The sequence below is a fragment of the Sphingomonas aquatilis genome (assembly GCF_014196115.1).
Taxonomy (GTDB): domain Bacteria; phylum Pseudomonadota; class Alphaproteobacteria; order Sphingomonadales; family Sphingomonadaceae; genus Sphingomonas; species Sphingomonas aquatilis.
In genome coordinates this window covers 1-26,006 of record NZ_JACIDB010000006.1, presented here as the reverse complement: position 1 = coordinate 26,006, position 26,006 = coordinate 1, and the positions used below count along the sequence as shown (strand labels likewise).

The window sequence follows — 26,006 nt, the reverse complement described above, 5'->3', positions numbered from 1 at the left end:
GTTGCGCGGAAACGTCCACCGACTTTCCTAATCGTGCGTGCTCAGCTGCCATGTCGCGTGGTCGATCCCGTGTACGCGGCCCAGATGCTCGACCAATGCGTCGAGCTCCGCATCCACCACGCCGCTACCGACCAGCGTCGCGACGAGCGCGACATGCTCGTCGTCGCGCACCTGCGTGTCGAGGTCGGCGACGGGCAGTCCCGCCTCCTCGAGATGCCCGACCAGCACGTCCCCCATCGGTCCCGCCGCAGCGACCGGCACGGTGATCGTCACGCTATACGTCGCCTCCACCGTGCCGCCGGCGATCGGAATGCGGTTAATCGCATCGACCAGCGGCCGCAGCGCGGTATTGGCGAACAGCACGACGCCGGTCAGCAGCGTCGCCTCAGCGATCATGTCCGACCCCGCGATCGATCCCACCGCCGCCGAACACCAGAGCGTTGCCGCGGTGTTGAGCCCGCGGACGTTCATTCCCTCCTTCATGATCACGCCCGCGCCGAGGAAGCCGATCCCCGACACGACATAGGCGATCACCCGGATCGACTCGACGTCCCCGCCCAGCCGCTGCCCCAGATCGACGAACGCCGCCGCCCCGATCGCGACGAGCGCATTGGTCCGCAGCCCCGCGGTCCGCTGCCGATACTGCCGCTCCGCCCCGATCGCAGTGCCGAGCACGAAGGCGGTGAGATAGCTGACGACCGTGTCGAGAAACGGCCACAGATGAAAGGCGGCGACGAAGTGCATGGGGTGGCGCCTTAGCGCCGGACCGTGACGAACGCACGTCACCACCAGTCCTCCCCCGCCAGTGGGGTGGCGCCGCGAAGCGGTGACGGAGGGGAGGATACGGCGACCTCACCGTTTGCGGCATCGCCCCCTCCACCATTCGCTACGCGAACGGTCCCCCTCCCCCGCTGAAGCGAGGGAGGAATTATAAAACCTTACTTCTTGTTCTTCACGTTCCGATCCAGGAACTCCAGGATCGTCCCCCACAGATGCTGGCTCACCATCGGCCCGCCGACGCGGTGCGTGTATCCGGGGTAGAACATCATCTCGAACGGCGTCGCCGTCGCCTGCATCTTCGCGGCAACCTTGGTCGAATTGTCGAGGAAGACGTTGTCGTCCGCCATGCCGTGGATCAGCAGCAGCGGGTCCTTGATCTTCGGCGAATCCTCCACCGCCTGCGACGTCGCATAGCTCTTGGGGTCCTTGGCCGGATCGCCCAGATAGCGTTCGGTGTAATGCGTGTCGTACAGCTGCCAGTCGGTCACCGGCGCGCCGGACACCGCCGCCGCATAGACGCCCGGCGTCTTCTCCAGCATCTTCAGCGACATGTATCCGCCATACGACCAGCCATAGGTCGCGATCTTGCCGCCATCCACGAACGGCAGCGACTTCAGGTAATTGGCGCCGGCCAGTTGGTCCTCGACCTCCACCGTGCCCATCGCATGATAGATCTGGTCCTCGAACGCCTTGCCGCGGTTGTACGAGCCGCGATTGTCGATCTTGAAATAGACCCAGCCCTGGCTGACCAGATATTGCGGCAGCGCCCCCTGCCAGCCGCGCGTCACCTGCTGGCCGGTACCCGGACCGCCGTAATGTTCGAAGAACACGGGATATTTCTTGCCCGGCACCAGCGGCGGGGTGATCATTTCCCAATACAGCGTGCTGCCGTCCTTCGCCTTGATCGTCCCGAACTTGGTCGGCTGGTGGCTGGCGAGATACGGATAATAGGGGTGCCCCGGCCGGATCGCATTTTCGTTGATCCATTCCAGCCGCTTGCCGGTCGTATCGGCGAGATAGACCTGCGTCGGCTGCCCCGCATTGGAGCGCGAGATGATGAAGCGGCTGGCCGCGCCGTCCATCGACGCGCTGTTGGTCCACCCCCGCTCGGTCAGCCGCGTCAGCACGTCCGGCCGCGCGATATCGACCACATAGAGGTGCTGCTCGAGCACGTCGTCCTTCGTGCCGGTGAGGTAGATACGCCCCTTCGCCTCATCGACCCCGACCAGGCCCGTCACGACCCACGGCCCCTTGGTCAGCTGCGTCCACTTGCCCGCCGGGCTGCGCAGGTACAAATGGCCATAGCCATCCCGCTCGGACCGCCAGATCAGGCTGCCGTCCTTCAGCACGCGATAATCGTCGCTGAGGTTGATCCAGCTCCGCGCGCCCGATTTCTCGGTGAACAGCACCTTCGCCTTGCCCGTCGCCGGATCGACGGCCAGCATATCGAGCGTCTTCTGGTCGCGGCTCTCGCGCTGCACCAGCAGCGTCTTGCCGTCCGGCGTCCAGTCGACCCGCGCCAGATAGATGTCCGGGTCGCTGCCCAGATCGACCTTCACCTGCCCCGACCCGTCCGGCCGCATCACATACAGGTCGACCAGCACGTTGGGCGTCCCCGCCGCGGGATAGCGCTGTTCATAGGTCTTGGTCCCCGCCGCGCCGATCGACGCACGGGTGAAGACGCGCACCGGCGCCTCGTCGAACCGCTCGACCGCCACATAGCGTTCGTCCGGCGACCACCAATAGCCGGTGCGCCGATCCATTTCCTCCTGCGCGACGAACTCCGCCTCGCCGAAATGCACCGTACCGCCACCACCGGTGGTCAGCGCGCGCGCCTCTCCCCCGCTCAGCGGCTGGGCGAACAGATTCTGGTCGCGCACGAAGCTGACGTAATTGCCCTTGGGCGAGATGATCGGGTTGAGCTCACCACCCGGCGTCGCGGTCAGCCGACGGACCTTGCCGTCCAGCGTCGCAAGATACAGATCGCCGTCCAGCGGCACCAGGATCGAGCGGCCATCGGGCGCGAAGTCATAGGCGACGATGCCCTTCGACCCGCCGATGCGCGCGCGCTCGCGCTGCATCTTCTCCGCCTCGGTCAGTTCGGCGCCGGTGCCCACCTTCTTGCTGTCGACCAGCATCCGCTCCGCGCCGGTGCGCGTGTCGCGCGCCCACAGATCGGTGCGCTCCTTTTCGTCGGCGCGCGGGCGCAGGAAGGTGAGCAGCGTGCCGTCCGGCGACAGGCGTACGCCGCGCGGCTGCGACCCCGACAAATCGGGGCTGCCGAAGACGCGCGCCAGCGTCAGCTTGTCCGTTTGCGGCGCCGCGGCCGTCTGCGCGCCCGCCTCAGCGCCTATCGCCATCGCGCCCACCGATGCCAGCGCCAGCCCCAACCACCATGTCCGCATCACCTACTCCAACTCCAACGTATCGCCGTTCTTAGGGCACGATCCGCCGACGTAAAGCGGGATTGCGGCAGGGTTAGCGGCGCATCAACCGTGTCTTTACGTGGTTCGGTATAGGTACGGGGCGACAAGGGTGGCGTGTCGCACCGGATCGGCGGGCGGCATCAGTAAATGTCCCGGAGTGATATGTTGAACACCGTACAGACGGCCTGGTCGCCAAGCGCATGGGACATGGTTGCCCGATTGGGGGCCGTCGACGGCAGCGCGGCGCATCCGCACTTCGCCCGCCTCGTCTCGCCACGCGCCTCGGCGCGCGACGTGTCCGATGCGGTGCATGCGCTCTGTGGAGTCCATGGCGTCCACCCCGGCCTCGCCGCCGCGGCGCGCAGCCAGTGCGCGCAGCCCGACGCCTGCGACTGGCTCGATCGGATCGCCGATGCCTTTGCCGTCGAGCGCGCCTATATCGCCCATCTCGCCGCCGCCGCCGGCCCGCTGCCCTCCACGCCCGGACAGGCAGATAGCGAGACCGCGCTCACCACCAGCCGCCACACGCTCGAAACGCTTGGCGCCTCCGAACGCCGCGGCTGCGCGACCGGCGCGGTCGCCGCGCTGGTCCACGACTGGGGCATGATCCGTCGCCTGCTCGACGCCGCCGCGCTCCGCTTCGGCGTGGAGCCGGCCCCTCGCGCCTTCCCGCCGCATCTGGAAACGGGCGCCAGCATCGACGCCCTCGGCGGCACCCAAGCGACCGAACGCGCCATCGGCTTCGGCGCGCAGCAACTGTTCGCGCAACATCGCGCGATCTGGGACTTGCTGGAGGCAAGGGCCAGCGCGCGGGAGGGGTAAGGCGGCTATTGGACTGTGCCGCGGCCACCCGCTGCTGCGTGACGACCGCCCGTCAGCAGGGCCGTCATGTCACCTCGCGTCTGGATGCTGAGCAGCAGAAGATACAGCAGCAGAAATCCAGCGCCGCCGAAGAACGCCAAGATCGCGAGACCGAGGCCGACGGGGGTGAAGTGATGACGCCAAGCGGTCCACAATGCGGACAACAGCAGGAAGCATGAGAAGTCTGCATTGAACTGGCCGGACCACGTCATGCGTGCGATATCCCCGAAAAAGATCGGGAGCAGATCCATGCCATGCCTGGCGATCACAACCCCCGTGTAGATCGCCAGCGCAGTCCAGGCAGCGATCAGCAGCGCACGAAACGCGATCATCATATTGTCTCCCCCTGAAACCTCGTCGATCATGGATCAGGCCGGCAGGTACGGCAATCGGTTGCGCGCGTACCCCACTCCCCCCGCTTGCGCTCGCGGCTGTGATCCGGCAACGACGTACCCGATATTCAATATCCGGGATCCGGCCATGAAGCGCTTCGAAGGCACGCAGAATTACGTCGCGACCGACGACCTGAAGGTCGCGGTCAACGCCGCGGTCACGCTGCGCCGTCCGTTGCTGGTGAAGGGCGAACCCGGCACCGGCAAGACGGTGCTCGCGCATGAGATCGCCAAGGCGACCGGCGCCGAGCTGATCGAATGGAACGTCAAATCGACCACCAAGGCGCAGCAAGGCCTGTACGAATATGACGCCGTCGCCCGCCTGCGCGACGGCCAGCTGGGCGATGAGCGCGTCCACGACATCGCCAATTACATCCGCCGCGGCAAATTGTGGGAAGCCTTCACCCGGCCTACCCCGCCCGTCCTGCTGATCGACGAGATCGACAAGGCCGATATCGAATTCCCCAACGACCTGTTGCAGGAACTCGATCGCATGGAATTCCACGTCTACGAGACGAAGGAAACCGTGCGCGCCACCGAACGCCCGATCGTCGTCATCACCAGCAACAACGAAAAGGAGCTGCCCGACGCCTTCCTGCGCCGCTGCTTCTTCCACTATATCAAATTCCCCGACCGCGACACGATGCAGGCGATCGTCGACGTCCACTTCCCCGGCATCCAGAAGATCCTCGTCAGCAAGGCGATGGACATCTTCTATGACGTCCGCGAGGTGCCCGGCCTCAAGAAGAAGCCCAGCACCAGCGAACTGCTCGACTGGCTGAAACTGCTGCTGCACGAAGACATGCCGCTCGACGTCCTCCAGAACCGCGACCCTACCAAGGCGATCCCCCCGCTCCACGGCGCGCTGCTGAAGAACGAACAGGACATCATGCTGTTCGAACGCTTGGCCTTCATGGCGAAACGCCAGGGACGCTAAGCGCCCCCACCGTCACCCCGGACGTGATCCGGGGTCCCGCTTGCCGCCGCGGCAAAAGAAGAAGCGGAATCCCGGCTCAAGGCCGGGATGACGGAGAAAACACCGTGCCCAGCACCCGACCCGCCAAAGTCCTCCCCCGCCAGGGGGAGGTGGCACCGCGCAGCGGTGACGGAGGGGGAGGTAAGGGCCGCCCTTACCCCCAAAACAAACCGCCCCATCTAACAACCGACCACAAACGGCTGCACCCAAAACATAACAGCAGCGAACCCCCACCGCCCCTCACCCCACCTCCATCGTCATCCCGGCCTTGTGCCGGGATCCTGCTTCTTCTTTCGCGGCGGCGGAAAGCGGGACCCCGGATCAAGTCCAGGGTGACGGCTAGGTGGCGCCACGCGTACCTAGGACCCACCGGCGTGCCAGCAGCACCAACAAAAAATCACCGTCCAGCCGGAACAAAATCACTCATTGCAGCAGCGAAACGACCGGCAATATTTTGCCGCATTACCGTTTCTTAACCACGAATCCCAACCAAACGGTCACCGCCCCTTCCCTAAAACTCATCGAATGCAGGGCATTCTTCGCAAGTGCGGCATGATCGCCGCGGCAATCGGAGCGGCAACGCAGCTTGCCGCCCCGGCAAACGCAGCGGGCGGCAATCTGCTCGATTACGTCGGCCAGTGCGTCCCCTTCGCACGCGAGGCATCGGGCATCCAGATCTACGGCGACGCCTGGACCTGGTGGTCGAAGGCGGACGGTCATTATGATCGCGGCCACGATCCGCGTGTCGGTTCGGTCATCGTCTTCGCCAAGAGCGGGCGCCTGCCGCTCGGCCATGTCGCCGTCGTCAGCCGCGTCGTCGAACGCCGCGTGCTGATGCTCACCCACGCCAATTGGTCGCGCTTCAACGGCGAACGCGGCCATGCCGAACGCGACGTCACGCTGTACGACGTGTCGCCCGACAACGATTGGAGCGAAGTGAAGGTCTGGTTCCGCGATTCGGAAGGTCTGGGCAGCAGCATCTATCCGGTGAAGGGCTTCATCTACGGCGGTCGCCCCTCGCCCCAGATCACCACCCGCAACCCCGATTACGTCGGCGCGCTGATCGACGCCTACGCCGCACGCTGATCGCCGGCCGAAACCCGATCTTCAAAAAGGGGCTGTCCTACACGACCGAATGCTCCTAGCGTCGGTGGCAGGCCATGACCGATCCGTTCGCCCCGACGCTGTTCCCCGCCTTGCCGACGCCCCTGCACGCAGCCGCATTCGGGACGGTACGTACCGTCCACTTCGTCCACTTCCACGCTCGAAATGGCGGAAGTCAGCCATGTTCCTGACCTTCCTCGACGAGCTGCGACTCGCCGGTATTCCGGCCAGCCTGAAGGAGCATCTGGTGCTTCTGGAGGCGCTCGACGCCGAGGTGATCGACCGCACGCCGGAAGCATTCTACTATCTCGCCCGCGCCACCTACGTGAAAGACGAGGGGCTGCTCGACCGGTTCGACCAGGTGTTCGCCAAGGTCTTCCGCGGCATCGCGACAACCTACGGCACCCAGCCGACCGAGATTCCCGCCGATTGGCTGAAGGCCGTCGCCGAGAAATATCTGACGCCCGAGGAAATGGAGCAGATCAAGTCCTTAGGCTCGTGGGACGAGATCATGGAGACGCTGAAACAGCGCCTCGCCGAACAGGAAGGGCGTCACCAGGGCGGCAACAAATGGATCGGCACGGGCGGCACCAGCCCGTACGGCAATTCGGGCTATAACCCCGAAGGCGTGCGCATCGGCGGGGAGAGCAAGCACGGTCGCGCGCTCAAGGTCTGGGACCAGCGCGAATTTAAGAACCTCGACAACACCCGCGAACTCGGCACGCGCAACATCAAGGTCGCGCTACGCCGCCTGCGCCGCTTCGCGCGCGAAGGCGCCGCCGACGAACTCGATATCGACGGCACGATCGACAGCACCGCAAGGGCCGGCTGGCTCGACGTGCGCATGCGGCCCGAACGACGCAATGCCGTGAAATTGCTGCTGTTTCTCGACGTCGGCGGGTCGATGGACCCGTGGATCAAGCTGTGCGAAGAGCTGTTCAGCGCCGCGACGTCCGAATTCAAAAACCTCGAATTCTTCTACTTTCACAATTGCCCGTACGAAGGCGTGTGGAAGGACAATCGCCGCCGCTTCGCCGAACGCACGCCGTTGTGGGAGGTGCTTCATAAATTCGGTCATGATTACAAGCTGGTACTGGTCGGCGATGCGTCAATGAACCCCTATGAGATCACGCATCCGGGCGGCTCGGTCGAACATTTCAATGAGGAAGCGGGCGCCGTCTGGATGCAGCGCCTGACGACGACCTACCCGGCCGCGGTCTGGCTCAACCCGATGCCCAAGGACCAATGGGGCTACAGCCAGTCGATCCGCATCCTGCGCGAATTGATGGCCGATCGCATGTACCCGCTCACCCTCGCCGGCCTCGACGACGCGATGCGCGAACTCACCAGAAAACGCTGATTTACCAGGTGGTTGACACCCCGATCCGCACATTGCGGGGGCGCAGCGGCGTCGTCTCGTTCCGCCCCGGCAGGCCGAACGGGTTGCCGAAGGCGAAGCGGTTGGAGGCGGTGTCGGTCAGGTTCTCGACGCCCAACCCCAGGTCGATCCCCCGCCAACGCAGTCCCGCGGTCAGGCCGATCGTCAGATACTTGCCCTGGCTCACGTCCAGCAGGTCCCCAGTCCCCAGCACCGACCGCCCGACGTAATCCGCGCTCGCCGCGATCCGCGGCGTCACCCGTCCCTCCGGCCAGCGATAGGCGACCCCGGCATGCGCTGCGAACGGCGGCGTCTGCGGCAGGCGCCGGTTGTTGAGCCGCGACTGATCGGCGATAGCGCCGTAGACGATATTGTGGGTGTACAACGCCGACCCGTCGATCGTCAGCCGCGTCGTCGGCGTCCAGTCGAACGACGCCTCCACCGTCTGGATCCGGGCATCGCCCAGATTGGTCGTATAGGGCTGGCCGCGCCGGTTGATTAGGTCCGCCTGGATATTGCTCCACGCCGCGGTCGACCCGCTGATCGCAAAGCTGACGCCCCGCACTCCGCTGCGTAGCCGCCGCAGCCCGATCTCGGCAAAGCGGATCGAATCGGGATCGTAATTGGCGACCCGCCCGATGCCCTGCGCCACCGCCAGACCACCGGTGCGAAAGCCCGTCTGATAGCGGGCGAACGCCGCCAGCTCCGGCGCGATGCGATAGGACAGCGCGATCGTCGGATCGAACCGCTGCGTCGATCGGCCCTTGATGTAATTGCCCGGCCGCCGCGTACTCGACGGTTCGCCATCGACCCGCGCCGTGGTGACGCGGCCGCCCAACGTCACCGACAGATCCCGCCACAGCCGCGCCGTCACCTCGCCAAACCCGGACGCCGACCGCGTGACGTTGGTGACGCCGACGATATCGATCGCCGCACCGCCCAGCCCCACCGAGCGCGTCAGGATCGACCGATCGCTCAACAGGCTCACGCCCGCCAACCACGAGCGTCCGCCATCCAGCGATCGCGACAGCCGCAGTTCCTGCGACACCAGCAGCTTGTCGTTGTCTAGGTCGTACCGCGCCGCCCCCCGTGACACCGGCGCCGCAAATCCCGTCGCGTCGAACGTCTCGACCGTCCGGTAATCGGCGACGCCGGTCGCGGACACCAGCCGCAGTCCGCTCTCCCAATCCTTGGCGATCGTCACCCGGCCGAACAGCAAGCGCCCGAAGAACGGCTGCGCGATATAATTGCGCTGTGCAAAGGGCGATCGGCGCACGTCGCCATATTGCCCGTCCGCCGATTCGACCCGCTGTGCCGCCCCGCTCGCATCGATCTGCCAGCCGCTCCCCGGATCGACGCGCAACGCCAGCCGTGCCCCCGTCGTGTCGCTATGGTTGGCGTCGACCACACGCCGCCGTGCCGCGTCGATATATCCGCCGTCGCGCACCTGATAGGCAACACCCCGCAGCGCCGCCTTACCCGCAACGAGCGGCACGTTCGCCATCAGCGCCACATCGTACCCCGGCGCGCCGCCCTGCGTCAGCGTGGTGCCCGCACTCGCACTACCCGCGAAACCGTCCAGCACCGGTGCGCGCGTCGTCAGCCGCAACAGCCCACCGATCGCACCCGCCCCGTAAAGCGTACCCTGCGGTCCTTCCAGGATCTCGACCGCCTGCATGTCGTACAGGCGCAACGCAGGATCAGGGCCGGAGGCGTTGAGCTGCACGTCGTCGAGATAGACGCTCGCAGTCGACTGGGTCGTGCCATTAAAGCTGCTGTCCGCGATCCCGCGAATGAACACCTTGTTGCGGCCGAGCCCCAGTTGCGTGCTTTGCAGAATAGGGAGCTGTCCCGCGATCTGGCTGAGGTCTGCCGTCGCCCCATTCGCGCGGCGCGGCACGCCGCTCACCAACGTCAGGCTACCCGGATAGCGGAGCAGCGGCACGCGCTGCTTGCTGGCGGTCACGACGATATCCGCCGGCGCCGGTTCGGGGGGTGGGGGCGCTGCCGGGCGGGCGACCGGCCGCGGCGGTGGCGCCGGCGGCGCGACGACGATGCGATAGCTGCCGGGGCCGCTCGCCACGGCACGAAAGCCGCTGCCCGCCAGCAGGCGATCGAGCGCCTGCTTTACCGTCAGCGTGCCGCGCAGCTCCGCCGTCCGCACGGCATGCAAACCGCGTTCCGTACTGACGATATCGACCCCCGCGACGCGCGCGAGCGCGATCACCGCACGGTCGAGTGTCATGGGCGCGATGGCGAGGGCGACGCGCCGCTGCGGCGGACTGGCCGATGCGGAGGCGGGCAGGCTCAGCGAACAGGCGGCAAGAAACCAGCCGGCACCCCGTCGGGATCGCCGCTTACCGTTCCGCCAACACCCAATCCGCCCCGTCACGCCGCCAAGTTGCCCCGATCAGATCGGCCAGATGCGGAATGTCGCGATCGGCTTCCCCCGTGAGGTGGATTATGCCGGTGAACGGACGCGTGGACAAGCCGCTCGCGATCCGCAGGCGAAACCCGTGTAATCGCCGCAGGCTAGCCGCGACCTCGGCGACCGACGCCGCATCGAAGCTGAGCACACCCTGGCGCCAGCCACCCACACTGTCCGCGGGAATCGTGCTACGCACGATCCGGCCGGTCGCCCCGTCGCGGGTGAGAGCGTCGCCAGCCCTCAGTGTCACCGCGGCGCCGTCCGGCTCGAACATCACCGATCCCTCGCCGACCGCGACCGACAGATCGCCGCCGTCGCGCGTGACGTCGAAGGTCGTGCCCATGTCGCGGATGACTTGATCGCCAGCGTGCAGCGTAAACGGATGCGCCGCGTCATGGACGACGTGCAGCGCCACCTCGCCCCGATCCATCGCGATCGTCCGCGGATCGGCCGGATCGAACCGCAGCACCGTCCCGCCGTTCATCGCGATCTGGGTCCCGTCCGCCATGCGGATATCGCGCCGTTCGCCATCACGAGTGGCAATCACCTCGCTCATGCCAGCCTGGGGCGACGGTTTGAACAACACGCCCGGCACCAGCCATAGCGCCAGCGCGGCGGCGATTGCCGCCCCCGCGGTGCCGGCAAGCGGCCAGCGACGACGGAACACGCGCTCGTCGTCGTTTGCGGCCACCGGCGTTGCCGGCGCGTCTGGAAAAAGCGCTTCGGCAATCAGCGCATCCTGCAGGGCGATCGCATCATAGACGCGCGCATGCTCGTCATCCGCTTCCAGCCAGAATACGAATTGCTCCCATTCGTCGGCCGACATGTCCGCCTGACGAACGTGCCACAGCGCGGCCTGATCGACGATCGCTGCCATGGCCGCGCTCATCGATCCTGCTCCATGCCGAGCACCGGCATCGCGCCATTCACCTCGGCGAGGCGCGCGTGCAGGATGCGATAGGCGCGCTGCAGAAGCTTTTCCACGCCGCTCACGCTAATGCCCAATTCATCGGCGATGGCGCGCTGACTGCGCCCTTCGATACGGAACAGACGGAGCGCTCGCCCCATCCGCTCGGGCATGGCATCGATCGCCTGCTCGACGACGCGGAGGGCATCGCGCGCGACGAGCGCCCGTTCGGCATCCGGCATATCATCGGCCGCGGGCTGCGATGCGAGCCACGCGCCGTCGCGTGCATCACGCCGAGCGCCGGCGATGCGCCGATCGGTCGCGAGATTGTTGGCGACGCGGTATAGAAAGGCAGCAGGTTGGGCGATGGGCGTCGCGCCGAGCTGATCGAGCCGCAGCCACAGATCGTGGAGCGCGTCTTCGGCTTCCTCCCGCGAGCCAAGGCGCGCGACGAACAGGCGCAGGAGCATCGCGCGCTGCGCGAGGAAGACGGCACGCAGCCCCCCATCCGCCGTGCTCCCGTCAGCCAATCTGCGCCCAAGCTCCTCATGTCAGGCCGGAAAGGCCAGACCCTCAGCCGCTGCCATGTCGGCAATCGACCAAGTACGCAAGGCATCGGCTTCACGCGGACGCGCTGCCGCGATCGCGTCGCCGGGTCGTTTACCCGCTCCGGGATGGCACATCACGAGATGCATGCTCGCCGCCTTGCGTAGAAACCGTGGGAATAATCCCCGATAATCGGTTGAGAAATCGTAGTGCCCCGCGAAACTGTCGTTGCAACGCAGGCCGTAACGCGCGGCGTCCCGTTTCAGGCCCCGCGAATGGAAGGCACTGCCGATCGCTTTGCCCGCAAACGGCCGCCGCAGCATCGCGCCGACACGGTCGACGCAGTCGCGCACCCAGGCGTTCGGCGCGCGATGGGCGGTTTCGAACAGCACGATGTCGCGAATCCCGGGAAGCGCGTGCGAGTGCTGGTGGCCGTCGACGAAGTCCGGCGCACGGCCCATTGCGGCGACGAAGGCGTCGAACTGCGCGGCCACTTCACCGGCGATCTCGTCGAGCGGCAGCTCGCGACGCGCCGCCGAACGGGTCAGCGGATCGATCTCCGGCATCACGCCATCGGGCGCGAACTGCGGCATATCGGTCAGCGGCCGCTCACCGGTCAGCGTCAGGTGCAGGCCGATCTCGACATGGCGCGGCAGGTCGCGCAGCAGCGCGGCATCGGTCGCCCAGCCCGGCATCAGCGTCATGCAGCTGGTCGCGTTGAGCTTCCCCTCGCGCGCCAGACCGGCGATCGTCTCGCTGACATCGCGCGAAAAGGCGAAATCGTCAGCGCACAGGATGAGACGCGGCACGGATCGGTCCTCCATGGTTCGACGGGACGGGCAAATGGGCAAAGCTGGTGACGGTCTGGAACGCGCGCTCGCGGATCTGCACGCTCATCAGGCGACGGCGCTGCAACCGGCGGGCCAGGAAATGGTAGAAGAACCAGTCGCCAGCCCAGGGCGCCGCCGCGGCGTAGACGAGCCGTTCGAACAGCGTCCACCGGATCGAGGCGCGATCCCGCTCGCGCGGCGACGGCATGCACCACAGGTCCTTCGAATACCGCATGTCGCCTTGCGACATGGTGCGATGGATCACCTCGTGATCCTCAAGGATATAGCCCCACAGCGCCGCATCGAAGCCGCCCACCGCCCGCAGCGCCGCGACGTCGAAGCACTGGCCCGCCCCGCCGGCATGACATTGACGCGGCAGCATGCGTGCTGCGGTCAGGATCCGGCGCGCCTCGGCGTCGAGCGCGCTCTGGTCCGCGCCCGGATCGACGAAATAGGCACCCGCAACGACGCAGCCGTCCTGCGCCAGCAGCGCTTCCGCTTCGGCCAGATAATGCGGCGGATACAGCGTGTCGGCATCGCAGGTGGCGACATAGCGGGTCCGCACGCGCCCCAGGCCCGTGCGCAGCGCGCTGACCTTGCCGGGAACGGTCTCGCTGATGATCGTCGCATCCAGGCCATGCGCAGCGATCGCCGCGCGCGCGATCGCAACGCTGTCGTCGGTCGAACCGTTGTCGACCAGCAGCAGCTGGAACGGCACCGTCTGCGAGGCGAGGCTGGCGATCGTGTGGCCTAAGAACGCCGCTTCGTTGAAGAACGGGATCAGCACGGTCCACAGCGGCGTCGCGCGCCGCTCCGGGCCGAACATGGCGGCCGACAGCGGCGAACCGCCCGTCTCCATCCGATCCTGGTCGACAACAAGATACATTCCAACGCCCCCCACGAGCCACGCTTCAGCCGGCCATGCGACACGCACGTCCGTTCCTTGCTGACAGGACGACGCCGATCGTCCGGACCCGCACCGCGGCGGCGAAATTAATTTCGAGCATGACGCCGCGGGCGGCGCTGCTATGAGCGCGCGCCATGGCCCACAGCGCATCGTCCGCCCCTGACACACGGCTGTCGTCGACCGGATGGGTGGCGTTCGTGCTGCTGCTGCTCTGGGCGATCGCCCTGCGTGCGCACGATTTCGGCAATCCGATCATCCATGTCGACGAGCAATATTATCTGCTCGTCGGCGACCGGATGCTGCACGGCGCCTTGCCGTATGTCGATCTGTGGGACCGCAAGCCCGTCGGCCTGTTCCTGATCTTCGCCGCGATCCGGCTGCTGCCCGGCGATGGCATCCTCGCCTACCAGTTGGTCGCGACGCTGTTCGCCGCCGCCACGGCGTGGCTGGTGGCACGCGGCGGGCGGATGCTGGGCGCGCGACCTGCGGCGGCCCTGATGGCGGGCGCGGCCTACATCCTGTGGTTGTCGCTGCTCAGCGGTCGCGGGGGGCAGTCGCCCGTCTTCTACAACCTTTTCACCGCCGGCGCCGCGGTACTGACGCTGCGTCTGCCCGTGCTGGCTGAGGCCCGTGCGACGCGCGCGATCGTCCTCAACGGCGCGGCCGCCTGCCTGCTCGCCGGCCTCGCGATCCAGACCAAATACACGCCCGTCGTCGAAGGCGCGTTCTTCGGCGCGGCCCACCTCTGGTATCTGCATCGCGCGGGCGCCACGCTACGGCTCTGCATTGGCGCGGCGCTGCTGTGGATGCTGCTCGGCATCCTGCCGACCGGGCTGGTCGTCGCGGAGTATTGGCGCCGCGGCCCGGCGGTCTTCGACGCCTTCTGGTTCTCCAATTTCGCCTCCGTCTCGCTGCGCAAGGGCTATCCCGCCGCCAAGATCGCCGCGCGGCTCGCCGGCACGGGCGCCCAGTTGCTCCCCTTCGTCGTCTGTACGGTGATCGCCCTTGGCCAGCGCCCGATGGCGCCCGAGCGGTGGATCGCCTTCGGCTGGCTCGCCGCCGCCCTGATCGCCTTCGCGATGATCGGGGCCTTCTTCGATCATTACGCGCTGCCGCTGATGTTGCCGCTCGCCATGATCGCCGCGCCGGTGTTGGACCGCCACCGCGCCGCGCCGGTCGCGCTGATCGGCTATGGCCTGATCCTGTTCGTCGCCCGCGTGCTGCTGCCGCCGACCGATGCCAGCTCCGCCCGCGCCGTCGCACAGGTGATGAAAGCCAACGATCGCGGCGGCTGCCCCTATGTCTTCGCGGGCGATTCGGTGCTGTATTTGCTCGCCGACGCCTGCATCCCGACGCGCTACGCTTTCCCCTCGACACTCGCGTACGACGCCGAGCGTGGCGCGTCCGGGGCTGACGAGGTCGCCGAGCTTAACCGCATCCTCGCCACCCGTCCGCCGGTGATCGTGACGATGGACGAACCGATGGCGCCGTGGAATCCCGCGACCGAGAGCATCATGACTGCCACGCTCGGCCGCTCTTATCGGCAGGTCCTCACCGTCCCGCGCGAAGACGCCCACCTGCTCGTCTATCTCCGCCGCGATCTGCCCCTTCGTCGATAAAGCCGTACCGCTGGAGGCTTGGCGGCATCGCTCGGCCCGCGCTATGGCCGCGCGCATGACGCCGATGACGCTGTACAACAGCCTGACCCGAGCCGCGGAGCCGTTCCAGCCCGCCGACCCCGCCAACGTCCGCATCTATTCGTGCGGGCCAACGGTCTATCACTACGCCCATATCGGCAATCTGCGCGCGTACCTCTTCACCGATACGCTCGGCCGGACGCTGACGTGGAAGGGCTATGGCCTCACCCACATCATCAACATCACCGACGTCGGCCATCTGACCAGCGACGCCGATGCCGGCGACGACAAGATGGAGGCCGCCGCGAAGAAGAGCGGCCAGGATATCTGGGCGATCGCAGACCATTACACGCAGGCGTTCAAAGCCAATCTGAAGGACCTCAACGTCCGCGACCCCGCCCGCTTCCCGCTGGCAACCGACCATATCGACGGCATGATCGCCTTCGGACAGGCGATCGCCGACAAGCATTGCTACCGCCTGGCCGACGGCCTCTATTTCGACACCACCACCGTCCCCGATTACGGCCGCCTCGCCGGCACGCGCGATGAGGGTCCGGTCGAGGGCCGCATCGACAGCGTCGAGGGCAAGCGCCACCCCGCCGACTTCGCGATCTGGCGCACCAGCGCGCCGGGCGAGAACCGCCAGATGGAGTGGGACAGCCCCTGGGGCCGCGGCGCGCCGGGCTGGCACCTCGAATGCTCGGTGATGAGCCGGCAGTATCTGGGTGATCATTTCGATATCCACACCGGCGGCATCGATCATCGCGAGATCCACCACCCCAATGAGATCGCGCAGAACCAGGCGATCGGCGGCACCGCCGATACCGGTGCGACGCTCTGGATGCACAACAACTTCCTCGTCGATCGCACGGGAAAGATGTCGAAATCCTCTGGCGAGTTCCTCACCCTGCCCGCCCTCGTCGCCCGCGGCTTCCACCCGCTCGCCTATCGCCTGATGTGCCTGCAGGCGCATTATCGCAGCGAGCTGGAATTTTCGTGGGAGAATCTCGCCGCCGCGCAGACGCGCCTGAAGCGCCTGATCCAAACCGTCGCCGCCCTGCGCGCCCGCGGCGAGGCCAAGGGCGCCGCGTCCGTCGCGCCCTATGCCGAACGGCTCGACGCCGCGCTGTCGGACGACCTCAACACGCCCAAGGCCCTGCCCGTGCTCGACGAACTGCTCGCCGACAAGCGCTTGAGTCCGGCCGATCGCCTCGCCGCGCTCGAAGACTTCGACGCCGTGCTCGGCCTCGACCTCCTCACCCTCTCGCGCGAAGACCTGCGCGTCCGCCCCGCCAGTGCGACGATCGACGAAGCCGGCATCGCCGCCGCGCTCGCCGAGCGCCGTGAGGCCCGCGCCGCCAAGGACTTCGCACGCTCCGACGCGCTGCGCGACGAACTTGCCTCGGCCGGCGTCGAGGTGATGGACGGCGATCCGTTGGGCTGGGACTGGAGGCTGTCGCTGTGAAGGCCGTCCTGCCCGCCATCGCCCGTGGCCTGCTCGAGCCGCACCTCCCCACCGAGGTCGAGCCTATGTGGTTCACCACACCGGCCGAAGCGGAAACGATGATCGCCGACGCGACGATCGCCTGGGTCGACATGCAGCCGACCCACCTCACCGAACAGGCGATCCGCGCGGCGGGGCCGAAGCTGCAATGGGTTTCGACGCTCTACGCGGGCCTCGATGCCTTCCCGCTCGACCTGCTGCGCGATCGCCGCGTCACCGTCACCAACGGCGCCGGGATCAATGCGGTTGCGGTGGCCGAATATGCGTTGCTCGGCATCCTCGCCGCCGCGAAGCGCTATGATGAGGTCGTTCGCATGGCGGATCGCCGCGAATGGCCGATGGTGTCGCCGGGCCGCATCGAATTGGCAGACACGCGCGCGCTCATCATCGGCTATGGCACGATCGGCCGCCTGATCGGCGAGCGTCTCGCCGCTTTCGGCGTGGACGTCAACGGCGTCACCCGCTCCGGCCGCGACGGCACGCTCGCCCCCGATCAATGGGCGGCGCAGATCGGCGAATACGACTGGATCGTCCTCGCCGCCCCCTCGACCGATGCGACCCGCACGATGATCGGGGCGGAGCAACTCGCGGCGATGAAGCGCAGCGCGTGGCTCATCAACATCGCCCGCGGCGACATGATCGATCAGGACGCGCTGGTCTCTGCACTGACCGACGGGACGATCGCGGGCGCCTTCCTCGATCCCACCACGCCGGAGCCGCTCCCAGCGGATCATCCGCTGTGGAGCGCGCCCAATTGCCTCATCTCGATGCATCTGTCGGGTCGCAGCCAGAACACGATGTTCCAGCGTGCCGCCGCGCTCTTCCTCGAAAACGTGCAGGCCTTCGTCGCCGGCAAACCGATGCGCAACGTCGCCGACCTCGACGCGGGTTACTGAAGCGGCCGATCTGCCTCCGCCGCGAGCGGGGGCGCGTAAAAGCCATGGCCAGCCGGCATTGTGGCGATCGCCGCCTCCAACGCCTTCGCGCGCGCCGAGGATGACGGATGCGTCCGGCTGCGGAACAGCCCGCCGTCGACGTCCCCGCCATGCTCGCGCCAGAACCGCACCGCAATCTGCGGATCATAGCCCGCATTGCGCAGCAGATAGGCACCCAGCAGATCGGCCTGATCTTCGGTCAACCGGAACAGCCGGCCGTTCCGCCCCACTTCGGACAGCAGGCCACGCTTGACGCCTGCCGCCTCCAGCCGCGTGGCGTGGCGCAGGATGTTGTGCGACAGCTCATGCGCGACCACGACCGCCACCTCGTCATCATTATAGCGTTCGAAGAAGCGGACCCCGATCTGCACGATCCGCCCATCGGCCGACGCGGTCATGCCTGGCCCCAGCAGCACCTCGAACGCGCTCCGGCAGCCCGGCGAGGCGGGGATCGTCACGGTACGGGTGCGCCCCTCGCGCATCAGCTCGACCGCCAAAGGCCGATCGGCCGGCAGCCCCGCGATCTGCTCCACCGCCGCATCACTCGCGGCACTGCTCGCGTCCTTGCCCGGCGCGCCGCTACCGATCGGCCGACCATCGACCGACACGATCGAATCACCGGCTCGAACCCCCGCCTTGGCCGCCGCGGACCCCGGCACCACCGCCTCGACCGCGATCGGCGTTTCGAATCCGAAGCTCGCCCGCGCCTGGTCGCGCAGCGCCGGATCATATTGCCCCAGGCTATGGATCGCCCAGCCCGGCGTCGGCGCCAGCGAGCGACACAGCGGGGCATTGGCCGTGGTCAACCGATAGGCGATCGCCGCCATCCGGCCGTCGACCTGCCGCAACGCATCGAACGTCGCCGCGGTATCCGGGTCCGCCGCCACCGCCGGAGCCGCAACCGCCACGGCCGCTGCGACCGCCCACGAAATCCCATAGCGCATGCCGACCATCCTTACGCTTACTCGACCCCGCTCCTTACGGCAGCGCGCGACGCAGCGGAACCGCCCGTCGCACTATTTCAACGCCTTCGCATCGAGCGTGATCGTCTTGCCGACCGCCTTGCCCTGCACCTTGCCCTGGGACACCACCGCCCACACCTGCTTGGGCTGCGGCATCGCGCTGAACGAGGGCAGGACCGCCGTCGATCCGTCGACGTCCGTCAGCGAGACGCTGTACGTGCCCGTCTTGTCGATCTGCCCCATGACCGAGGGGAACACGCTCACCGAGCGCCCGGCGTCGTACAGAGCCATCGTATACCCCCGATCGTCTCGCATATTGCGATAGACGCCATATTCGGTGCGACCTTCGCCGTCTCGACACCATAAAGGTGCGTCATCGGCCTTGGCGGGCGTCTTGGCCTTTTCGCTCGCAGCGAGGCTCGGGATCATCAGGGACATCAGCAGGTCGCCCGCGCCCGCCGCCACCTCCTTCGCCTTTCCGAACACCAGCGGCGTCGCGCATGGCTTCACCAGCCTTGCCGCCGTGCCGGCCGCCGTCACCTTCGGCCAGCGGACGCCCGCGATGAATTGCTGCAACTCCGCATCGAGTTTGTCCGCCGTCAGCGTCGTCGCGCTCATGCGAATCGCCACGATCCAGCCGTTGAGCGGCATGACGGCCAGCGCCGTGCTGCGATAGGCTCCACTCGCATTGGCATAGGTCTGGCGCAACGCAGACCCCGCGGCCGCGCCCGGCAGCGCGAAGGCGATCGGATCGGCGCTCGCGGGCGCCGCATTGCGGAACTCGGCACGCGTCTCCAGCGCCGTCTGCGACCGATCGAACCACAGGCCGACGTCGGCGATCGCGGGGCGAAAGATATAGACGGTCGCCGTGACGCTCTTGTCCGGCGCCCAATATTGCGCGGCGACATCGAACTCGCCCTGCGTCGCATCGGTCAACGCCGTGCGCGTCAGCCCCGCGTTTTGCGCCATGAGGGCGACACCCGTCTCGGCATGACGCCAGCCCTTGTCCGCCGGCACCGGCAGGTCGCGGGCCGACACCATCGCGCCAGCCACCATCGCCGTTCCGATCAGCACCGCCGCCAGTCGCTTCCGCATCATCGCCACCTATATCTGTATCGTGTGCATAGCACGCCACCGGCCGATCGATACGCCCCTTAAGCGTTCCTTCATTGCGCAAAATCCGTTTTGGGCGCATGTGCCGCGACGTTTACACCCCGAAGGACGACATTATGGCCGCGAACTGGGCCCCCGACAGCTGGACCCGCGCCGAAGCCCGCCAGCTTCCCGACTATCCCGATACCGCGGCACTGACGCGCGCGACGGACACGCTCGCGAGCTTTCCGCCGCTCGTTTTCGCCGGCGAAGCGCGCAACCTGACCGCGGAACTCGCCAAGGTCGCAGAGGGCAAGGCCTTCCTGCTCCAGGGCGGCGACTGCGCCGAATCCTTCGCCGAGCATAGCGCGAACAACATCCGCGACACCTTCCGCGTGATCCTGCAAATGGCGGTCGTCCTCACCTTCGCCTCGAAGCTGCCGGTGGTGAAGCTCGGCCGCATGGCCGGCCAGTTCGCCAAGCCGCGCTCCGCGCCGACCGAGGTGATCGACGGCGTCGAACTGCCCAGCTACCGCGGCGACAACGTCAACGACATCGCCTTCACGCCCGAAAGCCGCATCCCCGATCCGCAGCGGATGATCCGCGCCTATTCGCAGTCGGCCGCGACCCTCAACCTGCTGCGCGCCTTCGCGCAGGGCGGTTACGCGAACCTGCACCAGGTGCATCGCTGGACGCACGACTTCATGGGTCGGAGCCCGTGGAGCCGCAAATATGCGGAAACGGCGGACCGCATCGGCGAAGCGCTCGACTTCATGGCGGCGTGCGGCATCGATCCCGAAACCGTGCCGCAGCTGTCGCAGACGCATTTCTACACCAGCCACGAAGCGCTGCTGTTACCGTTCGAACAGGCGCTGACCCGCCAGGATTCCCTGACGGGCGACTGGTACGACACATCCGCCCACTTCCTCTGGATCGGCGACCGCACCCGCTTCGAAAATTCGGCGCACGTCGAGTTCCTGCGCGGCATCGGCAACCCGATCGGCGTGAAGTGCGGCCCCAGCCTCGATCCCGACGCGCTGCTCCGCATGCTCGACACGCTCAACCCGGGTCGCGTGCCCGGCCGCATGACGCTCATCACCCGCTACGGCTATGACAAGATCGAGGCGCATCTGCCCAAGCTCGTCCGCGCCGTGACGCGCGAAGGCCACCCCGTCATCTGGTCGTGCGACCCGATGCACGGCAATACGGTGAAGGCCGCGACCGGCTACAAGACCCGCCCCTTCGACCGCATTCTTGCGGAGGTGCGCGGCTTCTTCGACGTCCACCGCGCCGAAGGCACGCATGCCGGCGGCATCCATGCGGAGATGACCGGCCAGAACGTCACCGAATGCACCGGCGGCGCGATCGACGTGACCGAACAGAGCCTAGCGGATCGCTACCACACCCACTGCGACCCGCGTCTCAACGCCGGCCAGAGCCTGGAACTCGCCTTCCTGCTCGCCGAAATGCTGAACACCGAAATGGCCGAACGCCGCAAGGCCGCCGCCTGATCGCAGCAATTCGCGAAGGGGGCGTCAACAATCCCGCTTGACGCCCCCCGCCCCCAAGCCTAGACGCGCCCCTCCACCGCACACGGCCCCTTCGTCTAGCGGTCTAGGACGTCGCCCTCTCACGGCGAAAACACGGGTTCGAGTCCCGTAGGGGTCACCAGCCGCAGAAATCAGCCGTTTTTGGCTGGTCGGCTTGAAGCGGTTGCCCCCGCAATCGGAACGATTTTGCCCCCGGTCACCCGCTGGGCCGCTCCGCGGGCGATCATCAGCGCCCGCGCGCGCTTCCCGTAGTGCCGCACCATCTCGCTCGACATGCCTAGGATCGAGCCGGTTTCTGTGTCGCTGAGCCCGAGTTCCAGCAGGTAGCAGCAGGCGTTCTTGCGCAAGCCGTGGAACGAAAAGGTCGCGTCGGCCGAGATCACCTCACGCGCTACCAGGTCAGCGTGAACCTCCCGTACGGCCTTCATGGCCATCAGATCGCGCAGGCGCGCCTGAATGGCGCCAGTGGTGTTAAACGGCGCCCCGCTGCGCTCGTAGAGCAGCGTGGTCGACCGGCGCGGTAGCTTCTTCAGTTCGTCGAGCCAGAAGGGGTGCATTGGGACCGCGACGTCCTTGCCCGTTTTCTTCTGCGCGAATTCCATGATGCCGCCCTCGATCCAGCCGTACTGCATCCTGATGCAATCACTGACCCGCTGCCCGGAACATAGGCCGGTGACGATCGCGAGGCGTGTCATCGGAGTAGCCTCCTCCAGCGCGACCCGGAGCAGATCGGCGGGCCATGGCTCGTGCTCCCCAAGCTCTAGGCGCTTGATCCCCGACGCCGGGTTGTCGGCCCGCATGTCGATGCGGGTAGCGTAGGCGAGCAGCGCGCGCATCACGCTGAGCCAGGCGTTGGCCTTGCCCGGGGTGTCGGCCATCCGATCCCGCATGGTGTAGATGTGCATGGGTCGCAGGCCCTTCACGCCGCGCTCGCCGATCTCTGCCACGATCATGTCGAGGTAGCGCATCTGATTCGTGCGCGTGCTGAGCTCCAGGGCCGCAAACTCGGGGTTGCCACGGTAGGCCGCGATCAACGCAGCCATGGTCCCGGGCGCCGGTCCTTCCTTCTTCGGCCCTTCCTCCATCAGCCGGCGGTACTCCGCATGGAAGTCAGGGTCATCGAGATCCGGGAGGCGGATGTATGTGTCCTTCCCGCCGATCTTACGACGGAAGTAGAGCAGACCCTTCCGCTCCGTGACGTTTTTCAACGAAAGTCGTCCCATGACGTGTCCCGATCCTGCGCGCCCGCGCGAGGCTGCTTGATCGAGAACTGCTTGGCAATCATGCTGTCCAGCTGGACTTTGGCCCAAAGGGTGTTGGTGCCCTCCTTCACGCCCGTGGCGCCGAAGCGGTTGAGGAACGTCGTCTTTGACACGCCCATGTAGGCGGCTGCGATCTCGGCCGTCATGCGGGCGGGCCAATCCGGAAGCCGCTCCAGGCGGGCGAGGTTCATGCTGCTAGCCTCGCCTCGCCTTCAGCCCGGGCGCGCTCGCGCAGGGCGATCGTCGTGTCGACCAGGAAGTGGACCGACTCAACGCCGGTGCGCTGCTGCCACCAGAGCATCGCGGCGAGGCCGCTCGCGACGTTCTGTGCTTGTAACCACGGGCGGACATATTCGACGATGTCGTCCTGCACCGTCTCGCTGAAGCACCCAAGCCGAGCGCATAGGGCGTAGAGTTCGTCCAGGTCGTAGTGCCGGTAGTGCGGCGCGCCGGCGACGAGCGCCTTGTATGCCTTGTCCCGCCTAGCGATCGCGGCCGGCAGAGCCTGGGCAAGCATGGCGAGGATCTCGGAGTCGTCCGCGGTTTGCGGCGGCCGCTGCGAGCAATCGGCGACCCGCCGCCAGTCAGCGGCCAGCGCCGTCGCCACCCGAAGCCGATCGGCCGCGACCGACGCCGTCATCTTGCCCTCGTCGACCAGCCGCTGGTCGCCGGCAGCGCGAGCGTCGCGCAGATGCTCGGCGATCGCGGCGATGCCGACGAACTCGGTCGCGCTGATCGGCGGCATATCGCTCACGCCCGCTCTCCCCCGATGGTGGCGACCCGGTATGTTGGCGCGAATGGTCCATCATCCCGCGTCATCAGGTGAGGCTCGTCGTTCAGCCATAGCTTGCCGAGATCGTAGCCGTATTCATAGACAGCGCCGGCTGGCACCTGATGCCGCGGGATCGGCGGGCCTAAGGTGTAGGTGCCGGCAGCAGCCCACGCGGTGGGAAGCGGACCTTCATGGGCGTCGAAGGTCTGCATCTCGATCAGCCAGCCAGCATCCTCGGCCGCATCGTGATATGCCTGCCGTTCTTCGCAGCCGCATGGAACGGTGTCGTAGCCATAGCCGCCCGGACCTTTCGAGACGGTGCCAGTCTCAATCTCGCCACGCCCACCGCAGCGCTCGCACGTCTGCCCGCTCACGCCCGCTCTCCCCCGATGGTGGCGGCAGTACCGCTGTCCGCAGGTTGATGGGCAGCGCGTCCCTTGTCGGTGACGAAGAACAGGGCATGGGCAACCTTACCGGGCGCGGGCTCAAACCGGATAAGATCGCGGCGCAAGAGCGCGTCGTTCGTTCGGCCGTGCCATGACTTGCACCCGTCGAGGCCGGCGCGACTGATCGCGCTCAATCGCTCCAACATCGCGAAGGACAGCCTCATGCCTGATCCTCCCGCACGCTCGCGGTGGCCTTGGGGGAAAAGTCGTCAGCGGTGCATTTCTCGCAATAGCCGTTATCATCTACGGCCTGCTCGATCGCGTGTTGGAGGCACAGCGGGTCGCTGTCGTCATACTGGCTGATCTGCTGGGGCCAGTAGAGCGGATGGCCGGCGGGGACGGCGTGGCTGTGGCTGCACAGGCGCTCGCCATCGGATCGGCGCTCGCCACGGTGCAGACGACCTATCTCTAGTGGGAAAGCGCTCTCCAGCTGCTCCTGTGAAGCGACGGTGGCCTTGGGGGAGACGGCGTAGAGCGGCACGGTGCGGTATCCGCCGTGACTGCCATAGATGCTGTCCGCTTCCTGCTTCTGGTGCTGCGGCACAGGCCACCACGTAAACATGGTGCCACCGGTCTGATCGCAGATCAGCACCGCGCCAGCCGGCTCTCCCTCCCCGCAGGTCAGCCCCTCCACCGGTGGGGTGGCATCGCGGGCAACGAACTCGGCACCCATCCGACGTGCCAGGCGATCCGGAACAGACGCATCAGCCATGTCGTCGGGCTGGTCCTCGTAAGGCACCCGGCTGCTGAACGCCTCGACGGCATCGAGCAATTCGCGCGTCTCGTCTTCGTCCGTTCCACAGTCCGTCACTTCGCGTGCGGCAATTACCAGCCGGCGCACGTCAGCGGGCAGCGGGTCCGCCAGGACAGCCGCAGCACCGTCGTATGCCGCCTGCCACATCTTGGCGACGTGACCGGCACAGCTATAAGCGCGCGAGCCATTCCGATAATTCGGCACAAGGGTGTCGGCGACAGCGGCGCAGCGTTCTTCGACTGCGGTTTGGCGGTTCATCGACCACCCTCCCCGGCTTGCTGTGCCCGATGCGCATCGTAATCCGCACGCGTCGCCCACCAGCCCTCGACGTAACCGGGGTCGAGCACCTCCAGGAGCTCGCTGAAGTCCTCGGCGATGTTGTCGCCGTCCTCGCCATCGACCCCCCAGCCCTGCGGCCCCTTCACCCATAGGTCGCCGTCGACTGTTAGCAGCACCTCGGGGGCCGGGTCGGCCGCGCATAGCTCTTGCCAGCTCGCTTCCACGGCATCCTTGGCTGCGATGGCGGCGGCCTCGCGCTCCTCCTTCCGACGCTTCCGGTCGGCGATTTCCTCCCGCGCGAGCTCGATGCCGGCGGACAGGTTCGCTGCGATCTCGTCCTCGGTGACGAACATATGGATTTCGAAGCAGGGGGTGCGCGGGCCGGAGTGCAGGTCGCCCGGCTTCGTTCTCTCACCCAGCCAGTCGTTGGCATAATAGGCGCGGCCATCCATGCCGGGGATCTCGCTGAACTTCGGCACGGACAGGCGAGCAGCCCAGACGCGCCCCAGGCGGGCGATCGCCTGCGCCTCTTCCTGTTCCGGTGTCAGCTGGGGGCCGCCATAGGACGTTTCGCGCCTTTCCGGCAGGACCGCCTTGCGGTGTTCGCGCGGGACGAAGAACCGCGTCCGGTCCCAGCGCGCAACATAGCCAAGCGGGCTACCGTCGTCGTCCTCGCCGATTGGCTCCTCCTGACCGATCCCGACCACGATCTGGATGGGGACGTTGCGGTCCAAGGCACGCTTCCAACAGTCATCGATGCCGACGTGCGTACCGAGATCGCCGTTCCACCCGCCGGTGATCGCAGCATGCCCGGCCGGCGCATCGACCTTGCCGTTGACCGTCAGATCTGCGGTGATGACCATGCCCGACACGCTGGGATATTCCCGCTGCGCCTGCATCTGCACCCTCACCGCCTGCAGCTGCAGGCAGCGGTTCGCGATGTCGCGGGCAAGCTGACCCTTCGCGAGCTTGCGAGGCGCGCCATCGGCTGCGGTGGAGAACAGATCCTCCTCGTAGCCCCCACCCTCGCGTTCGTAGGTATCGCGATCGATGAACTGGAAGACGCTGCACGCCTCCGTCAGCTGCTCGGCGCTGTAGGCCGCGCGGATATTCCACAGACTGTGGCGCTGGTAGTTGTTGGGCCGGCACTCGCGCCTGAACACGCGCGACTGGAGTGCCTGATCGGCGGTCTTGGCGTATTCCGTCGCCACCTCGAGGCTGATCTGGCCCTGCCGCAAAGCGTCGAGGATCTCGTCAGCGAGGCCAGCCAGCCGCAGG

24 protein-coding genes, 1 tRNA gene and 1 pseudogene are annotated in these 26,006 nt (G+C 66.9%); 9 read left to right on the top strand and 17 right to left on the bottom strand.

Annotated elements, in window-relative coordinates; translation table 11 throughout:
* Nucleotides 1-27: 27 nt before the first annotated feature.
* Both GGR47_RS13350 and GGR47_RS13345 read right to left on the bottom strand, forming a co-directional pair.
* On the bottom strand, nt 28-744 hold the full coding sequence (locus tag GGR47_RS13350) for an MgtC/SapB family protein (protein ID WP_017978599.1): 717 nt from the start codon (nt 742-744) through the stop codon (nt 28-30).
* A 194-nt stretch (nt 745-938) separates the two neighbouring features.
* Nucleotides 939-3,185, bottom strand: a complete 2,247-nt coding sequence (locus GGR47_RS13345; protein ID WP_147035859.1) for a S9 family peptidase — start codon at nt 3,183-3,185, stop codon at nt 939-941.
* Between the two features lie 183 nt (nt 3,186-3,368).
* Here GGR47_RS13345 and GGR47_RS13340 point away from each other — a divergent pair, with 183 nt between their 5' ends.
* Nucleotides 3,369-4,028, top strand: a complete 660-nt coding sequence (locus GGR47_RS13340; protein WP_147035860.1) for a DUF6975 family protein — start codon at nt 3,369-3,371, stop codon at nt 4,026-4,028.
* Between the two features lie 5 nt (nt 4,029-4,033).
* Here the strand turns inward: GGR47_RS13340 and GGR47_RS13335 are convergent, their stop codons facing one another.
* Entirely contained in the window at nt 4,034-4,432 is a 399-nt protein-coding gene (locus GGR47_RS13335; protein WP_244305013.1) for a hypothetical protein, read from the bottom strand.
* Nucleotides 4,433-4,547: 115 nt separating this feature from the next.
* On the opposite strand from GGR47_RS13335, the gene GGR47_RS13330 reads away from it, so the two are divergent.
* From GGR47_RS13330 to GGR47_RS13320, 3 genes are all read left to right on the top strand, one after another.
* Entirely contained in the window at nt 4,548-5,396 is an 849-nt protein-coding gene (locus tag GGR47_RS13330) for an AAA family ATPase (RefSeq protein WP_017978595.1), read from the top strand.
* A gap of 564 nt (nt 5,397-5,960) precedes the next feature.
* On the top strand, nt 5,961-6,521 hold the full coding sequence (locus tag GGR47_RS13325) for a CHAP domain-containing protein (protein WP_043059575.1): 561 nt from the start codon (nt 5,961-5,963) through the stop codon (nt 6,519-6,521).
* Between the two features lie 199 nt (nt 6,522-6,720).
* On the top strand, nt 6,721-7,899 hold the full coding sequence (locus GGR47_RS13320; protein ID WP_147035861.1) for a vWA domain-containing protein: 1,179 nt from the start codon (nt 6,721-6,723) through the stop codon (nt 7,897-7,899).
* A gap of 1 nt (nt 7,900) precedes the next feature.
* On the opposite strand, the gene GGR47_RS13315 is transcribed toward GGR47_RS13320, so the two are convergent.
* The 5 genes from GGR47_RS13315 to GGR47_RS13295 form a co-directional block, all read right to left on the bottom strand.
* The gene (locus GGR47_RS13315; protein ID WP_244305014.1) at nt 7,901-10,162 is read right to left on the bottom strand and encodes a TonB-dependent receptor; all 2,262 of its coding nucleotides are present in this window, start codon (nt 10,160-10,162) and stop codon (nt 7,901-7,903) included.
* Between the two features lie 112 nt (nt 10,163-10,274).
* Nucleotides 10,275-11,234 carry a FecR family protein gene (locus GGR47_RS13310; protein ID WP_147035862.1) on the bottom strand — a complete coding sequence of 320 codons (960 nt, stop codon included), beginning with the start codon at nt 11,232-11,234 and terminating at the stop codon, nt 10,275-10,277.
* Nucleotides 11,231-11,722 (bottom strand): RNA polymerase sigma factor, encoded by a 492-nt coding sequence (locus GGR47_RS13305; RefSeq protein ID WP_147035877.1) that lies wholly within the window; start codon nt 11,720-11,722, stop codon nt 11,231-11,233. The genes GGR47_RS13310 and GGR47_RS13305 overlap by 4 nt, the downstream gene beginning before the upstream one ends.
* 81 nt (nt 11,723-11,803) lie before the next feature.
* Complete coding sequence (locus GGR47_RS13300) at nt 11,804-12,607, bottom strand: ChbG/HpnK family deacetylase (RefSeq protein WP_020486477.1); 804 nt, start codon at nt 12,605-12,607, stop codon at nt 11,804-11,806.
* A complete protein-coding gene (locus GGR47_RS13295) occupies nt 12,582-13,514 on the bottom strand; it encodes a glycosyltransferase family 2 protein (RefSeq protein WP_147035863.1) in 933 nt (310 codons plus the stop codon). Before GGR47_RS13295 ends, GGR47_RS13300 begins: the two co-directional genes overlap by 26 nt.
* A 155-nt stretch (nt 13,515-13,669) precedes the next feature.
* Here GGR47_RS13295 and GGR47_RS13290 point away from each other — a divergent pair, with 155 nt between their 5' ends.
* The 3 genes from GGR47_RS13290 to GGR47_RS13280 are packed head-to-tail and all read left to right on the top strand — an operon-like array spanning nt 13,670 to nt 17,572.
* Nucleotides 13,670-15,154, top strand: a complete 1,485-nt coding sequence (locus GGR47_RS13290) for a hypothetical protein (RefSeq protein WP_221204796.1) — start codon at nt 13,670-13,672, stop codon at nt 15,152-15,154.
* Between the two features lie 43 nt (nt 15,155-15,197).
* The gene (gene cysS / locus GGR47_RS13285; protein ID WP_147035864.1) at nt 15,198-16,637 is read left to right on the top strand and encodes a cysteine--tRNA ligase; all 1,440 of its coding nucleotides are present in this window, start codon (nt 15,198-15,200) and stop codon (nt 16,635-16,637) included.
* Nucleotides 16,634-17,572, top strand: a complete 939-nt coding sequence (locus GGR47_RS13280; protein ID WP_147035865.1) for a D-2-hydroxyacid dehydrogenase — start codon at nt 16,634-16,636, stop codon at nt 17,570-17,572. Before cysS ends, GGR47_RS13280 begins: the two co-directional genes overlap by 4 nt.
* On the opposite strand, the gene GGR47_RS13275 is transcribed toward GGR47_RS13280, so the two are convergent.
* Nucleotides 17,566-18,555 carry a M48 family metallopeptidase gene (locus GGR47_RS13275; RefSeq protein ID WP_147035866.1) on the bottom strand — a complete coding sequence of 330 codons (990 nt, stop codon included), beginning with the start codon at nt 18,553-18,555 and terminating at the stop codon, nt 17,566-17,568. The genes GGR47_RS13280 and GGR47_RS13275 overlap by 7 nt on opposite strands.
* A 72-nt stretch (nt 18,556-18,627) precedes the next feature.
* The gene (locus GGR47_RS13270; protein ID WP_147035879.1) at nt 18,628-19,671 is read right to left on the bottom strand and encodes a hypothetical protein; all 1,044 of its coding nucleotides are present in this window, start codon (nt 19,669-19,671) and stop codon (nt 18,628-18,630) included.
* A 131-nt stretch (nt 19,672-19,802) separates the two neighbouring features.
* Between GGR47_RS13270 and GGR47_RS13265 the strand changes: the two genes are divergently transcribed.
* Together GGR47_RS13265 and GGR47_RS13260 are read left to right on the top strand one after the other, a co-directional pair.
* A complete protein-coding gene (locus GGR47_RS13265) occupies nt 19,803-21,176 on the top strand; it encodes a class II 3-deoxy-7-phosphoheptulonate synthase (protein ID WP_147035867.1) in 1,374 nt (457 codons plus the stop codon).
* Nucleotides 21,177-21,260: 84 nt separating this feature from the next.
* A tRNA-Glu gene (locus GGR47_RS13260) sits at nt 21,261-21,336 on the top strand.
* Nucleotides 21,337-21,346: 10 nt separating this feature from the next.
* Here GGR47_RS13260 and GGR47_RS13255 read toward each other — a convergent pair.
* The 7 genes and pseudogenes from GGR47_RS13255 to GGR47_RS13225 all read right to left on the bottom strand — a co-directional run.
* Complete coding sequence (locus GGR47_RS13255; RefSeq protein ID WP_147035868.1) at nt 21,347-22,423, bottom strand: tyrosine-type recombinase/integrase; 1,077 nt, start codon at nt 22,421-22,423, stop codon at nt 21,347-21,349.
* Nucleotides 22,420-22,668 carry a hypothetical protein gene (locus tag GGR47_RS13250; protein ID WP_147035869.1) on the bottom strand — a complete coding sequence of 83 codons (249 nt, stop codon included), beginning with the start codon at nt 22,666-22,668 and terminating at the stop codon, nt 22,420-22,422. The genes GGR47_RS13255 and GGR47_RS13250 overlap by 4 nt, the downstream gene beginning before the upstream one ends.
* Nucleotides 22,665-23,231 (bottom strand): hypothetical protein, encoded by a 567-nt coding sequence (locus GGR47_RS13245; RefSeq protein ID WP_147035870.1) that lies wholly within the window; start codon nt 23,229-23,231, stop codon nt 22,665-22,667. The genes GGR47_RS13250 and GGR47_RS13245 overlap by 4 nt, the downstream gene beginning before the upstream one ends.
* Nucleotides 23,228-23,623 (bottom strand): hypothetical protein, encoded by a 396-nt coding sequence (locus GGR47_RS13240; RefSeq protein WP_147035871.1) that lies wholly within the window; start codon nt 23,621-23,623, stop codon nt 23,228-23,230. The genes GGR47_RS13245 and GGR47_RS13240 overlap by 4 nt, the downstream gene beginning before the upstream one ends.
* Nucleotides 23,620-23,859 (bottom strand): hypothetical protein, encoded by a 240-nt coding sequence (locus GGR47_RS13235; RefSeq protein ID WP_147035872.1) that lies wholly within the window; start codon nt 23,857-23,859, stop codon nt 23,620-23,622. The genes GGR47_RS13240 and GGR47_RS13235 overlap by 4 nt, the downstream gene beginning before the upstream one ends.
* On the bottom strand, nt 23,856-24,707 hold the full coding sequence (locus tag GGR47_RS13230) for a hypothetical protein (RefSeq protein WP_147035873.1): 852 nt from the start codon (nt 24,705-24,707) through the stop codon (nt 23,856-23,858). The genes GGR47_RS13235 and GGR47_RS13230 overlap by 4 nt, the downstream gene beginning before the upstream one ends.
* A pseudogene (locus tag GGR47_RS13225) lies at nt 24,704-26,006 on the bottom strand (hypothetical protein); the annotation flags it as partial. The pseudogene GGR47_RS13225 and the gene GGR47_RS13230, both read right to left, overlap by 4 nt.